The organism is Paenibacillus sp. FSL K6-1122 (assembly GCF_037977015.1).
GTDB lineage: Bacteria > Bacillota > Bacilli > Paenibacillales > Paenibacillaceae > Paenibacillus > Paenibacillus amylolyticus.
In genome coordinates this window covers 2,313,679-2,328,538 of record NZ_CP150272.1, presented here as the reverse complement: position 1 = coordinate 2,328,538, position 14,860 = coordinate 2,313,679, and the positions used below count along the sequence as shown (strand labels likewise).

Here is a 14,860-nt window from a genome sequence, read left to right as displayed (position 1 = left end):
AATTCTACGTTTGAGACAGCTCTCTTGCTGTACTTAATCTGCTGCAAGCTCTTGTGTAGCCTGAACGGACATTTCCTTCGCTTGTCTGATGCAATCAGGCAAGCCTACGCCCTCATAACCTGCACCTGCAATGTACACACCCGGTAATTTGCTGCCAAGCTCCTCACGGAGGGCGGCAATATGTTGGAGGTGTCCCACCGGATACTGTGGCATGGATTTACGAAGCCTTGTAATCTCTGAGAAGATCGGCACCGCTTCGATACCCATGGTCTCTCTCAGATCCTTGAGAACGAGATTCGTCAGCGCTTCATCCGGAAGCTCTACGTTCTGTTCGTCACCGGAGCGACCAACATAACAGCGAAGCAGCACCTTATCATCCGGGCTCGTATGCAGCCATTTCGTCGATGTCCACGTGCAAGCCGTAATATTACGGCCCTCTTTCCGCGGAACGAGGAAACCCGATCCGTCGAATACATGCTCCACCTCTTTTTTCTCAAAAGCGAGCACCACATTGGCTACAGACACATAGTTAATCGCATCCAGTGCCGCTGTATCGACGTGAGGCTTCAGCAGCTCCGACGCAACATATGTTGGCACAGTAACCACTACATCATCGGCTTCAAGCATTTCGCCATTACCAAGTTCAACACGGTATCTGGTCTGCGCTCCATCAAGGCGTTGTAGCGACTTCACCGCAGTGTTCAGACGTTGATCCACATCCTGCAACTCATGGACGAGTGCATGAACAAGGCTCTGAAGTCCCTGGCGAAAGTTCAAAAAAGCGCTCCGTTTTGTTCCGGTATGCGTCTCAGCCGGTTTGCGACCCGTCATCATGCCCCGGATCAAGCTGCCGTAATCGCGCTCTACTTCTCCGAACTGCGGGAAGGTAGCTTGGAGGCTCAATCGCCGCATATCACCTGCATAGATTCCCGCGAGCAGTGGTTCCGTCAAGTTCTCCAGCACTTCTGCTCCAAGACGGCGTTCAATCATATAACCGAGCGATTCATCCTCTGTTGTACGACGCGGCGGGATGACAAAATCCATCAACGCCCGCAGTTTGCCTGCCGGAGAGACCAGTCCACTTCTCAAGAATGGTCTTAGTTCTGTCGGGATACCGAGCACAAGTCCTGCTGGCATAGGATGAAGCTTGCCACGCTGCATGATATACGTTTTCTTCGACTCCGGATTCTGACTGACCAATTCATGATCAATCTCCAATTCTTTAGCAAGGTCAATCATTGCTGTTTTGCGAGCCAGGAAAGAATCGGGCCCTTTTTCAATCACAAATCCATCCCGGTGCAGTGTCTCAATCATGCCTCCCATGGACGAGCTTTTCTCGACCAAAGTAATCACGGGTTCAACGCCCGCTTCCCGGTAATGCTTGCGGATATAAAATGCCGCGCTGAGGCCGGTAAGGCCACCGCCGACAACAACAACACGGCGTTTCTTATCACCCATTACTCATCCGACCCTTGCTGCCATTGGCTTATAATAACGTCGCTTAACGTCTCCATGTATAGAGGATCGCTATTGAGAGAGTCAATACGCATCAGGCGCATGTCGATCTCTTTGGCAATCGATTTGGCCTCGATATCGAGATCATAGAGCACTTCGAGATGATCCGAGACAAACCCGATTGGTGCCACAAGCACATCCTCTACCTGTTCACGAGAAAGCTCCTGTAACGTATCCAGAATATCCGGTCCAAGCCAAGGCTCAGCTGTTCGTCCGGCACTCTGCCACGTAAATTGCCAATTGGTTATGCCTACACGTGAGGCAATCACTTCCGAAGTCTCCAGCAATTGTTGCGGGTATGGATCACCCATCTCCACAATACGCGCCGGCAGACTGTGCGCACTAAACAACACCTTCACATCTCCGCGTTTTGCTCCAGCTTCTTCGAACGCATCCAACTTGGCACTGACACGTGTGGACAACGCCTGAATTAACTTCGGATGCAGATGGTAACTCTCAATAAAGGACATATGAACGCCCAGCTCTTCTGCTTTTTCACGCGCACGTTTGATATAACTGCCTACACTCATCGTGGAAAAATGAGGAGCCAGTACAATACCAATCGCTGTCTGAATTCCATCCTTCGCCATCTGCTCCACGCCATCCTCAATAAACGGATAGGCATGCTTCAGTCCTTGATAACAACGGAATTCCACATCAGTGCCACGCTCATCGCGGTTTAATGTCTCTTGAAGGGCCTTGACCTGATTGTCTGTGTTCTCCCGAAGTGGGAAAACACCGCCAACAATGGCTTCATAACGATCCGTCAGTTCTTTCAATTGCTCTGGTTCAGGCGGACGTCCTCTGCGGATATGTGTGTAATACGCTTCAACACTCTCCATATTTTCCGGTGTGCCATACGACATCACCAGTACACCTACAGTATTAGTCATTGGTTACCGTCACCCCACTCTTCATTGCTTCGGCAGAATATTCATGAATATACGCCGTTAGTTCTCTGAGCTTTTCTAGCGATGCTTCAGGAAATAATCCGTGTCCGAGGTTGAATATATAACCCGGCTCCTTGATTCCTTCGTCAATAATCACTTTGGCTTGCTCTTTAATCAGTTCCATCGGGGCAGTCAGCAAATATGGGTCCAGGTTACCCTGTACTGCAAATTTGCCGCCAAGACGTTGACGCCCTTCCGAAATGGATACTCTCCAGTCCAGTCCAATCACATCGGCTTGCAAATTATGCAGTGCTGGCAACAACTCACCGGATGCAACACCAGGGAAATAAATCTTCGGTACATTCAAATCCGATAATTCGGTAAAGATACGGGTAATCGTAGGCAACACATATGTTCTGAAGTCTTTGGGAGAAAGTGCTCCAACCCAGCTGTCAAACAACTGGAATGCCTTACCGCCATTCGCAATATGCGCACGGACATATGTAATAACCATATCACCAAGCTTCTGCATCAGCTTGTGCCACACCTCAGGCTCGCTGTACATCATCGTTTTGGTGCGGATATACCCTTTCGAAGGTCGTCCTTCAATCAGATAACTCGCAATCGTGAATGGTGCGCCCGCAAACGTAATAAGAGGCACATCAAGCTCCTTATCCAGAATTCGAATGGTTTCCAGAATATGTGACAGATCTCCTTCTACGTCGATGGGACGCAGCCGATCCACATCTGCAGCGGACCGAATAGGATTATCGATAACTGGACCAATATTTTTTACAATGTCAAAATCAATGCCCAGAGAGGCAACCGGATTCATAATATCGGAATACAAAATAGCCGCATCTACACCAAGTTTGCGTACCGGCATGAGTGTAACTTCAGCCGCCAGCTCGGGTTGTTTGCAGATTTCTAGCAAGGAGTACTTTTCTTTAATTTTGCGATATTCAGGATCGTAACGTCCAGCTTGACGCATGTACCATACCGGGACACGGTCTACCTGTTGTTTGAAACTTGCCCGAATCAGTCGATCATTATAGCTCATGTAAGAAGCCTCCAATAGTTTTTGGACTCATAATTACCATTATGCCCTTTTTAAACAGCCGTAACAACCACATGCAGATGCGTTCTACGTGACAATACTATGACATTCCTTACACCCATCCCTCATATGCCAATTATGTTATAATGAAAGAATGGTGTTTTTTTGAGAATTACAGAAATATCTTTGAAAGGAAGTGAAAGCACTTTGAAAACGTGGAAAGTAAACCTCATTGTGCTTTGGTTCGGACAATTTTTGGTCAATTCGGGCATGACCATGATTACCCCATTTTTGTCTCTTTATCTCGCAAGAGATCTGGGTGTTGTTGGCGAACATGAAATTGGCATTTGGGCGGGCTTTATTTTTGCAGCCAATTTCCTCACCTCATTTTTGTTCCAACCGCTCTGGGGCAAGTTATCGGACAAGTATGGCCGTAAAGTTATGCTGCTGCGGTCGGGATTCGGGATGGCCATCGTAATTGCCCTTATGGGTCTGGCACAGAATCCTTGGCAGCTTCTCTTATTGCGTTTGCTTAATGGTACCATCTCCGGTTTCAATCCTGCAGCTGTTGCGTTGATATCGGGTACCACACCGAAAGACCGCATGGGTTTTGCCATGGGAATCAGTCAGTCCGGGCAGGTTGCCGGCACCATCCTGGGTCCACTCATTGGTGGCTTGTTAGCGGATGCGGTAGGCTTCCGCCCCATTTTCTACATTACAGGTGGACTGATCTTTGTTGCTTCCATGCTCGCCATGTTCCTGGTGAGAGAGAAGTTCGACCGTCAAGAAGCAGCCAAACTGCCGGCACAATCCGTATTGTCCGGTCTGAAGGAATTGAACAAGTCACCTCAACTGCCCGCACTGTTCGCTGTAACGTTTCTGTTGCAGTTTGCAATGATCAGCCCCATGTCACTCTTGCCGCTGTATGTGCAAAAATTGCATGCTTCGGATGTAAATGTGGCCTTCTGGGCAGGACTTGTCGGTGCAGTTACGGGACTATCCAATATGGCCATGTCTCCGATTCTCGGGAAGCTGAGTGACCGGATTGGTCCTCACAAGGTGCTGACGTTCTCTCTCATAGGAACAGGACTCATGCTTATTCCGCAGGCATTTGTTCAGACCGTGTGGCAGCTCATTCTTGTTCGTTTCATGATGGGTGTGTTCATGGGTGGCTTGCTTCCGAGCGTTAATGCCCTGATCCGTTCCTATACATCCGATAGCATGATCAGCCGTGCATTCAGTTTTAATACGAGTACTCTGGCGCTGGGCAACATGCTTGGAGCGATCATTGGAGGATTTATGGCAGGATTCATCGGGATCGAAGGTCTGTTTATCGTCTCTGGCGGACTGCTGCTGCTTAATATGGTTTGGGTCCGATTCAAATTGTATAACAAACCTGCTTCTATTCAGGAATCCTGATTCCCTATCCATTTCTTAAATAGTCCATCTTAATTTTTCATTTGAAAAAGCCGCTTCCAGCGCCTAATTGGCCTGAGAGCGGCTTTTGTCATTCATGCGCCATTCATCATTTATTTATTAGATTGAATTCTATCGGATAATGTTTCACACCAAATACAAAAGCACTTTGTATCGGTTGCAGAGCCGTTCCAGACACAAGTTGAATGTTTCCCATGTGCTGAAGCAATGTATGAAGAACTACCCTTGCCTCCAATCGAGCGAGTGGTGCACCCAAACAAAAATGAATGCCAAAACCAAAGCCCATATGCCTGTTAGGTTTGCGATCAGAGATGAAGTTTTCCGGGTTTTCAAATTGGGCACTGTCCCGATTGGCTGCTCCAACCCAGGAAATCACCTGCTCTCCAGCTTGAATCGTCTGACCATTCAACTCTACAGTTTCCTTGGCGACCCGCCCAATCGCCACAATTGGCGGATAATATCTCAACGTCTCTTCAATCGCAGAAGTAATCCGCTCAGGATGTTCGCGCAACTCCTGTTGTAGCTCGGGTTGTTCAGACAGAATACGAACCGCATTGGTAATCAGGTTGGTTGTTGTTTCATTACCGGCAGCAAGTAAGAGAATACAGAAGCCTACCACTTCATCTGAAGTCAATTGCTGACCATCAATCTCCGCAGCAAGCAGTAATGAGATCAGATCATCTTTTGGCTGCAACCGACGTTCTTCCATAATGCCAGTGAAATAGATATGCAACTCCTGCATATTTCTTTTTTTCTCCTCCAATAACTCCTGGAAGGCCTGCTCACTATCATCACGCGCGCCTTTCACCAATACATCAGACCAGTCTTTGAACTTTTGACGATCCGTCGCAGGGACTCCGATCAATTCCGCAATGACAATGACGGGCAATGGTGTTGCAAGGTCATCGATAAGTTCCATATGTCCTTCTGACAGGTGTGGAGCAATTAACTCATCTGTGATTTCCTGAATACGCGGAGCCAATGCTTCAATTGCCTTGGGTGTAAACGCCTGATTCACCAGATCACGCAGCTGTTTGTGTTTGGGAGGGTCTGTCGTCAACATGCTCGTATTGGCACGATCACGTGCAGAAGAGAATAGTTTCGGATTTTTCAGAACGTACTTCACATCTTCATAACCAAAAACATCCCAACATTCTCTATGCTCATCATAGCGGACTGGAGTGTTATCACGAAGTTCTGCATACACCTTGAAGGGAGATAACCTCTCTTCCAAAGTCTCCAGTTCCCGAATCGGAATGTAATTTGCATACTTTCTCGGTGCCTGTTTCATCGTTTCTCCTCCAATCAATATTATATATTTATTTACATATGTTGATCACCCCTATTATAAACATAACTCTATTACGAAACCACTCTTTAGACCGTAATTGATCCCCATTACCTAATATGCGTTACTATCATCCTCTCATTCTGTTACCTACTTCTGATATGAGTCCCAATTCGACATTCTTTTATTGAAATTCTTCATTTTATCAGGACAAAAGACTCATTATGTAAAGTTAACTAACATTAAAAGGGTTTATTTTCCTTCAAAATTACTAAAACCAGCTCTTATATATCTCTAGCAAAATGAATATTCTTTCGTAATTCCTCATAAATAATCACTTTACTCTCATTATCTACGAATGTAATCGATTACTCTACCATTATCTACGTTTGTCATATTAATTAACATGAAATACAATAAATTTGAAATGGTATACATATTCTTCTTAACAAACTTAACATCACACTTACTTGAAGGAGAGTGCTATTCATGAGTAAAACATCCAATCTTCGTCCCTGGGCCGTATGGAGTACCGCAGCTTTAACAGCATTGACCATCTCGTTGTCCCCCATTGGAACCTACGCCGCGCACGCAGCTACGGTAGAGGTGAAAGGCACAACAGGTGCTGTTCAGACAGCAACTACTACTCCGGCTCGCAATACTTCCATTCCTGCAATACCAGACTCTTCCAAACAATCTGCACTTCCTAATGTATTGGTGATTGGAACTGGCGGAACGATTGCCGGTCAATCCGAGGATGCCACCAGCTTCCAGAATTACAAGGCAGGTACACTTCCCATTGGAGAGATGGTAGACGCCTTACCGGATAAACAGAAGATTGCCGATGTTAGCACGCTCCAATTCGGAAACTCAGGTTCAGGTTCCTATAGCATGACCGACCTCTATGACTTGTCGCAGACCGTAGACAAAGCTCTGGCAATGTATGACAGTGTTGTCGTTACTACGGGTACAGATACTATGGAAGAAATCGCTTATTTCCTCGATATGACGGTTCAGAGTGACAAACCTGTCGTGATCACAGGCTCCATGCGTCCATGGACCGTCATCGGTTCTGACGCTCAAGCCAATCTGTACAACGCCATCAAACTTGCAGGCAGTGGTCGTACCACTTCATTTGGCACAGTACTCATGTTGAATGACACAATCCAGCTTGCTCGCGGTGTAACCAAGACAAATGATTATCGGACAGATACGTTTGAAACGCCGATGCTCGGCGCTGTAGGATATATTGATGAAGAAAATATCCGAATCTACCGTGCTCCTGCACGTGCCTTGAAACCTGAAGGCACAGCAAAGCCCGTATTTGATCTAAGTAAAATCACAAAGGCAGATCTGGCCAAAGTAGAAATTGCGATCTCGTATCAAGAAGCTGGCGGCGGAGCCATTGAAGGATTCGTGAGCAGCGGTGCCAAAGGAATTGTGACTTCCGGTACCGGAGCTGGCGGTATCTCCAGAGCTATGGGACAAGCTCGTACCAAAGCCATTGAAGAAGGTGTCATCTTTGTGACCACCACTCGGACGGGTTCAGGAAGTGTGTACGGTGGCGGCAAAGGTATCATTGCAGGCGACAACCTGAGTCCACAACAAGCTCGTGTATTATTGATGCTGGGCTTGTCCTTCAGTGATGATTTTGACACCATCAAAAAATGGTTTGAAACGTACGGAACACCTGAAGTATAAACAGAACTACTATAACGATATCTGTAAACACAAAGAAAGAGACGATACTCCCCGTGATTCAAGGTGTGTCGTCTCTTCTTTTTGTTTTCAGAAAACTCCGTACAGAATCACGATCCCCCCACAAACATAAAAGCGTGAGATCGTGCTCCATCGGAGTATTATCTTTAGGAAATATCCACTTTTACTTCACCCAGGCAAGTACCAGCCCATCGTAATCCGGCAACATGGTCGTCACCAGGCGCGGGTCACTTGCCATCTGTTCATTGAAACGACGAACAGCAAGCACGGCCGGGCCCTGCTTGTCCGGATTCAGCGTACGACCACGCAGGAAACAATTATCACCTACAATGACAGCACCTGGCCGAGCCAGCTTGATGGCATAATCAAGATATACCGGATAATTCTCCTTATCTGCATCAATAAAGAAAAAATCAAATGTGCGACCTTCCTGCTCCAATTGCTCCAGGCTGTCTGCCGCCGGGCCAATGCGGTACTCCACCTTTTCGCCAAAACCGCCTTCCTCCAGATGACCACGCGCCATTGCCGCATATTCCTCTTTCAGTTCCAGTGAAGTCAGGGTTCCATTCTCACGCAAACCACGTGCAATGCAGATCCCACTGTAACCGCCCAGCACGCCGATTTCGAGCGCAGCTTCTGCTTTGGATGTCTTCGCTAGAAAAGTGAGCAATCGTCCATATGCCGCAGCAACCGAAACTTCCGGCATGCCGTTCGAACGGATAGCCTCTTTCACTTTTAGCAAAAGGTCATCCTCTTGAAATAATTGATTTACATATTCATCAGGGGTCAGATTCACCACTAAAATCCTCCTTGGACACTTGGACTGCTTTCCATATGGATGCCAATGTTCTATAATAAATGTTTGTTATCAACACAGGCGGTTGACTGGTGTATCACCTCGAAAGAGGAATGCATATGTTCACCGCATTTCTCATTGTAAGTTTTTTCACGGAAAGCGGCAAGGCCGCACCGTTACTATACAGCAGAGAGAAGGATTTCCCTTCTCCAGCTTGAAATGGAGTTGAAATGAATCACATGGCTCAATTGCAATTGATTGCAACCTCGGCGATGGGACTCGAGGCTGTTGTTGCCCGGGAACTGAAGCAACTGGGGTATGAAGATGTTACGATCGACAATGGCCGGGTTTTCTTCACAGGAGATTATATTGATATTTGCCGTTGTAACCTGTGGCTGAGAAGTTCGGATCGCGTATTGGTGAAAATGGGTGAATTCCCTGCCACGACTTTCGACGAATTGTTTGAAGGCACCAAAGCACTACCTTGGGAAGAGTGGATTCCGGCCGATGGCGAATTCCCTGTAGAGGGTCGTTCTCAAAAATCCCAGTTAAGCAGTGTGCCTGCATCACAAGGGATCGTGAAAAAAGCAATCGTAGAGAAACTGAAGCTGACTTATGACACGGAGTGGTTCCCAGAGGATGGGTCTCGTTATGTGATTGAGGTCATTCTGCTGAACGATCGCGCCCTGCTTACTTTAGATACAACGGGACCAGGTCTGCATAAACGGGGTTATCGTAAACTCGTTACCGAAGCGCCACTCAAAGAAACACTTGCTGCAGCTCTTATTCAGCTCAGTCGCTGGAATGTATCCCGTCCATTCTATGACCCATGCTGTGGATCAGGCACAATGCTGATCGAAGCCGCTATGATCGGCTGGAACATTGCACCAGGACTTCGTCGGACCTTCAACTCTGAGGACTGGGCTGTCATTCCTGAAGAATTGTGGGAACAGGCGCGCGAAGAAGCATTCGATGCTGTACGTGACGATGTCCCGTTACAAATTTCAGGTAGCGATATTGATCCTGAAGCGATTGAAGTTGCTATGGCAGCGATCAAAAGTGCTGGCTTTGCCAAAGATATTGAAGTCAGCGTCCTGCCCGCTCATCGCGCAAGACCACAGGGTGAATATGGTGTCATCATTACCAATCCCCCATATGGTGAACGTTTGAGTGAAGAAAAAGAAGTTCAGAAGTTGCTCCGCTCATTAGGGCGCAGTTACCTCGACATGCCAACATGGTCCTTTTTTGCAATCACGTCAACCAAAGCTTTTGAGGAGTATTTCGGTCATAAGGCAGACAAACGTCGCAAGTTGTTCAACGGACGAATCGAAACCCAGTACTATCAGTATTTGGGCCCACTGCCCCCACGAAATAAAACACCACAATCTTCATAATTATTTCGAATCTAAAGTGCTCCTGCCATCTATGGCCGGGGCGCTTTTTTTGTGCGCTTTTCTGGTCATATGAATTCACCGACTTCGGTCTTCGGCTGGACAAGATTCAATTCTCCCTGAGGCATAGTTGAAAACACATGAGGCCACGCTATAATGGATGGAGCCCTATTTTACATTCCGATAACAAAACAACAAAAGCAAGGGGGACATACATATGGTTGTCACTCGGCCTACGCGCAGTGCCATGCCACGCGGGCTTCTAAATCATCCATTAACGTTATATCTTATTTTTCTTGTGCTCATGCTGCTCAAACTCATGTGGCTCCATCACAATCTTCACGCTTATAACATTACGATGGGACTGCTGGATAAAGTCATCGCTATAGGGTCTTTACTACTCTTGTCCTTCTGGACCTGGTTGCTGCCACGTAGAGGCATGATCTTGTCTCTCGCCGTACTTAACCTGCTGCTTACCGCACTAATCTACGCCGATATGGTGTATTATCGCTATTTCCAGGATTTCTTGACCATCCCGGTATTGTTGCAGGCGAGACAAGTTGACGCATTGGGTGACAGCATCGCTACACTAATCTACACAAGTGATCTCTGGTTCTTTGCCGACTGGCTTGTCGTCATTCCGTTCGCAGCTATCGTACTGTTCAGCAGACGTTACCGTTCGAAGCACTCCAGTACGTCTGTTACTGGTTACGGGAGTTATTCGTATAACGATGGCAAGGCACGGTTGCGCCGCCGCCTCACGGCTGGCAGCATCGCCCTTGTGCTGGGACTCGGCCTCGCGGTTGGCCCGATTTATTTCTACAGCAAAACATGGGCCAAAGGCCTGTTCGATAACAACTGGTGGAATGTATCCATGTATAATGTGACCGGACTGCTCGCTTTTCACGGTTATGATCTGTACAACTTCGCCAAAGACCATATCGGCTCCGGGCCGCAGGCTGATCCCGCTGATGTTGAGCAAGCAAAAGCGTTCTTTGCTGAAAGGCAAGGAACTGCCCCGCAGAATGATGCCTTGTTTGGCAAATATAAAGACAGCAATGTCATCATTGTTCAGGGTGAGGCTTTTATGAACTTCATGATTGGTCAGAGCATTGGCGGTCAGGAGATCACACCGCATTTTAATGAACTGATGAAGGAAAGTCAGTATTATAGTCACTTTTACCACCAGACCGGTCAGGGCAGAACGTCAGATGCCGATTTTGGCGCAAATATTTCCCTGCATCCACTTCCGGTTGGATCAGCGTTTGTACGTTATGCAGACCATACGTATGACTCCCTTCCTTCCATCCTGAAGGATAACGGTTACAGCACCAACGTATTTCACGCTTATGAGAGTGGCTTCTGGAATCGGTATACAATGTATCAGAACATGAAGTACGACAAGTTTTATAGTAAAAATGATTTTGCACAGGATGACCCGCTTGGCTGGTCCCTGTCTGATGAATCCTTTTTCCGGCAATCCGTTGAGAAAATGAGTAGTGAGGTGACCGAACCATTTTATTCCTTCCTAATCACTCTTACCAGTCACCATCCGTATGCCTTGCCAAAAGAGAAGCAGCAACTGGATGTAGGCGAGTTCCAGGGAACCATGTTTGGTAACTATCTGCAGTCCGTTCATTACGTGGATTCGGCACTGGGTAAGATGGTCGAGGATCTGAAAAATCGGGGCTTATGGGAAAATACCATCTTTATGTTCTACGGGGATCACGACAACTCGATTAAGGAACAATCACAATACGAACAGTTCCTGGGACGTTCACTGAACGAACTGGATATGGCACAGATCATGAACGAGGTTCCCCTGCTCGTGCATTTACCGGACGGAGCAGCTGCCGGAACCATCAACGAACCTTCGGGACAACTGGACATCACGCCTTCTGTACTGCATTTGCTAGGCTTATCCGACCAGTCCTATTATCACATGGGTAACGACATATATGACGGGTCTGGGCGTACGGTTGTGCTGCGTAATGGCACTTTCTCGGATGGTTCTGTATTCTATATTCCATCGGATGATTATATCTATGAGAGCGGTGTTTGTTATGACCTGTCCACACGCGACAAAACGGACATCAATGCTTGCCGCCCCGGTCATGATGAAGCAACCAAACGATTGCATGTCTCGGACACGGTCATTACTTATGATTTGATTCAGCGCTTTCGAGAGGAAGACAGTTCAACAGCAACACCGCAATGAGCAATATCGTAATGACAAACTAAACAAAAACACGAAATGAATTAAATTGGATTTAAAAAGGGGAACTTGCATTACATGACATCACACACTGAACCACTCAATATTGAACAGCAATTGTTCGATGCAGCCGCAAAATTTGTGAAGCAACGTTATCCTCAGGGATGGGGCGGTGCGGGTGCCGTCTATACCGAAGCTGGATCGCTGCTGATTAGTGTAGCTCCAGAGGTCATCAACGATGTGACGCATCTATGTATGGAAACAGGAGCTTATCTGGAAGCCCACAAATTGAACGAACGTGTCACCCACTCCCTCTGTATCGCTCGTGATGACGAGCATTCAGAATTCAAGGTCCTTACACCTTGCGGTGTATGCCAGGAACGATTATTCTACTGGGGCGAAGAAGTCAAAGCTGCCGTATACAATCCTTCTGGTCAACTGGTCTTCAAGAGACTGGATGAGATTCAACCTTACCATTGGTCCAAGGCATATCGGGATAAATAGCAATCTCCTTGCGAATTATAGAAAGTGGCTTTATAATTGTAACCATATTAGTTTCAACTAAAAGGATGATGGAGGTTTTAATAAAATGAATATTGAGATATGGTCTGATTTTCTGTGCCCTTTCTGTTATATCGGCAAACGCCGCCTGGAGAATGTACTGGAACAGTTCCCACACCGTGATGAAGTGAAGCTGCAATTCAAAAGCTTCGAGCTTGATCCAAATGCTGCATTGAACCCAGGCAAAACCAATACGGAATATCTGGCTTCCAAATATAATATTAGCGTGGAACAGGCCAAAGGTATGAATGCTCAGATGAATGCCAATGCTCGCACGGCAGGACTGGAATACAATATCGATGCCATGATCCCTACAAACTCCTTCTCAGCTCACCGCTTGACACACTGGGCAGACACACAAGGCAAAGCGCTTGAACTGAGTGAACGAATCTTCCAAGCTGTGTTTATTGAAGGTAAACACTCCGGCGACACTGAAGTGTTGGCTCAGTTAGCAGAAGAAGTAGGTCTGGATCGTGACGCAGCTGCGGCAGTGCTGTCCAGTGATCAATTCACCGACAATGTCCGCGCTGACCAAGCGGAAGGCGAGCAACTTGGTATCCGCGGTGTACCGTTCTTTGTATTCGACCGCAAGTTCGCCGTATCGGGCGCTCAGCCTGACGAGGTGTTCCTGGATGCCATTCAAAAAGCATGGGACGAGCGTTCCCCTTTCACCATGGTTGAATCCAACACAACAGAAACAGACGGCAGTGGCATCTGCACAGATGACGGCTGCGAAGTACCACCATCCGATTCGAATAAATAACAAAAAAGGCAGCAGGATCAGGGAGTAACCCTGATCCTGCTGCTTTTTTATATACTACACACGACTCTAGCTCATTGCATATATTTGTGTTTGATGAACAGTTACTCTGGAGGGGACGGAATCGATTCTGAAGAAGCGAAGCGTTCGCCTGAAAGCTTTCTGCAAGAAAGCTGCATCGGAAGCATAAGCTGTATCCGAATTTTATCCTCTGAAAAGAGGAATCAAAAAAATTTGGAGACAACAGCGATCAAAAGAATGATTCCGTAACCGGAACAACCACCAGTAGTTCATCAAACAATTATATTCAATTAGCGTCTACCCACTTAATCCCAGAACAGTTGATCCGGATGTGGACCCGTCCGCTTATCGGAATCAAGTGCATCAATCTGTCTCAACTCATCCGGTGTCAATTCAAAGTCAAAGATGTCCGCATTCTCACGAATACGCTCCGGGGTAACCGACTTCGGAATCGTCACTATCTGATTCTGAATGTCCCAGCGCAGAATGATCTGTGCTGGCGTTTTCCCATATTTTTGGGCCAGCGCTTTGAGCGTGGACTCTTGGTTCAGCTTGCCTTTCATGATCGGGCTCCAAGCCTCCAGTTGAATTCCCTGCGCCCCGCAGAAATCCTGAAGTTCCTGCTGGATCAGACCCGGATGCAGCTCTACCTGATTAACCGCAGGGACCGTGCCACCTTCATCTATGATATCTTGCAAATGATGTACTTGAAAATTACTCACACCAATCGCACGAATGCTTCCTTCGCTATATAGACGTTCGAATGCTCTCCACGTCTCCTTATACTGGTCTCTGCCAGGCCAGTGAATTAAATAAAGATCAATCACATTCAGTCCAAGTGCCTTCTGACTGGCTTCAAATGCTCTCAACGTTGAATCAAATCCCTGATCCTCGTTCCAGAGCTTGGTCGTCACAAACAGTTCGTTACGGGCAACACCACTGCTTGCAATAGCTTGTCCCACTTCTTCCTCATTGCCATAGATGGACGCGGTATCAATACTGCGATATCCAACCTCCAAAGCGGTCTCAACCGCCTGTTGTACTTCCTTACCTTTTGCTTTATATGTTCCAAATCCTAGCCATGGCATCGTTACTCCGTTGTTCAGAATCGTACAATCTGTAATATGTTTTGTCATTCTGTACCTCCCGTATGGAATTTTGCCTGCTCTTGTTCTATTAACCTTCTCACAGAATTTTAAGCGGCCATTCG

General features: G+C 47.0%; 12 protein-coding genes. 6 read left to right on the top strand and 6 right to left on the bottom strand.

Annotated elements, in window-relative coordinates; translation table 11 throughout:
* Positions 1-33 precede the first annotated feature (33 nt).
* From hemY to hemE, 3 genes are read right to left on the bottom strand one after another with little or no spacing between them, the layout of a single operon-like run.
* The gene (gene hemY / locus NSQ20_RS10410) at positions 34-1,458 is read right to left on the bottom strand and encodes a protoporphyrinogen oxidase (protein WP_047842365.1); all 1,425 of its coding nucleotides are present in this window, start codon (positions 1,456-1,458) and stop codon (positions 34-36) included.
* Entirely contained in the window at positions 1,458-2,408 is a 951-nt protein-coding gene (gene hemH, locus NSQ20_RS10405; protein ID WP_036609705.1) for a ferrochelatase, read from the bottom strand. Before hemH ends, hemY begins: the two co-directional genes overlap by 1 nt.
* Entirely contained in the window at positions 2,401-3,465 is a 1,065-nt protein-coding gene (gene hemE, locus NSQ20_RS10400; protein ID WP_036609707.1) for a uroporphyrinogen decarboxylase, read from the bottom strand. The genes hemH and hemE overlap by 8 nt, the downstream gene beginning before the upstream one ends.
* Before the next feature lie 204 nt (positions 3,466-3,669).
* Between hemE and NSQ20_RS10395 the strand changes: the two genes are divergently transcribed.
* Complete coding sequence (locus tag NSQ20_RS10395; RefSeq protein WP_076249916.1) at positions 3,670-4,881, top strand: MFS transporter; 1,212 nt, start codon at positions 3,670-3,672, stop codon at positions 4,879-4,881.
* 106 nt (positions 4,882-4,987) lie between these two features.
* On the opposite strand, the gene NSQ20_RS10390 is transcribed toward NSQ20_RS10395, so the two are convergent.
* Positions 4,988-6,190 (bottom strand): cytochrome P450, encoded by a 1,203-nt coding sequence (locus tag NSQ20_RS10390; RefSeq protein ID WP_340032397.1) that lies wholly within the window; start codon positions 6,188-6,190, stop codon positions 4,988-4,990.
* A gap of 486 nt (positions 6,191-6,676) precedes the next feature.
* On the opposite strand from NSQ20_RS10390, the gene NSQ20_RS10385 reads away from it, so the two are divergent.
* Positions 6,677-7,888: an asparaginase gene (locus NSQ20_RS10385; RefSeq protein ID WP_100529287.1), complete on the top strand. Its 1,212-nt coding sequence runs from the start codon at positions 6,677-6,679 to the stop codon at positions 7,886-7,888.
* 181 nt (positions 7,889-8,069) lie between these two features.
* On the opposite strand, the gene NSQ20_RS10380 is transcribed toward NSQ20_RS10385, so the two are convergent.
* Complete coding sequence (locus NSQ20_RS10380; RefSeq protein ID WP_036610944.1) at positions 8,070-8,702, bottom strand: O-methyltransferase; 633 nt, start codon at positions 8,700-8,702, stop codon at positions 8,070-8,072.
* A 239-nt stretch (positions 8,703-8,941) separates the two neighbouring features.
* Here NSQ20_RS10380 and NSQ20_RS10375 point away from each other — a divergent pair, with 239 nt between their 5' ends.
* The 4 genes from NSQ20_RS10375 to NSQ20_RS10360 all read left to right on the top strand — a co-directional run bounded on the left by NSQ20_RS10375 (position 8,942) and on the right by NSQ20_RS10360 (position 13,632).
* Positions 8,942-10,096 carry a class I SAM-dependent RNA methyltransferase gene (locus tag NSQ20_RS10375; RefSeq protein WP_036609715.1) on the top strand — a complete coding sequence of 385 codons (1,155 nt, stop codon included), beginning with the start codon at positions 8,942-8,944 and terminating at the stop codon, positions 10,094-10,096.
* Positions 10,097-10,310: 214 nt separating this feature from the next.
* The gene (locus NSQ20_RS10370; protein WP_340032396.1) at positions 10,311-12,311 is read left to right on the top strand and encodes an LTA synthase family protein; all 2,001 of its coding nucleotides are present in this window, start codon (positions 10,311-10,313) and stop codon (positions 12,309-12,311) included.
* A 75-nt stretch (positions 12,312-12,386) separates the two neighbouring features.
* The gene (locus NSQ20_RS10365) at positions 12,387-12,812 is read left to right on the top strand and encodes a cytidine deaminase (protein WP_340032395.1); all 426 of its coding nucleotides are present in this window, start codon (positions 12,387-12,389) and stop codon (positions 12,810-12,812) included.
* Between the two features lie 85 nt (positions 12,813-12,897).
* Positions 12,898-13,632: a DsbA family oxidoreductase gene (locus NSQ20_RS10360; RefSeq protein ID WP_340032394.1), complete on the top strand. Its 735-nt coding sequence runs from the start codon at positions 12,898-12,900 to the stop codon at positions 13,630-13,632.
* A 323-nt stretch (positions 13,633-13,955) separates the two neighbouring features.
* On the opposite strand, the gene NSQ20_RS10355 is transcribed toward NSQ20_RS10360, so the two are convergent.
* Complete coding sequence (locus NSQ20_RS10355; protein WP_036670089.1) at positions 13,956-14,786, bottom strand: aldo/keto reductase; 831 nt, start codon at positions 14,784-14,786, stop codon at positions 13,956-13,958.
* Between the last annotated feature and the right edge of the window lie 74 nt (positions 14,787-14,860).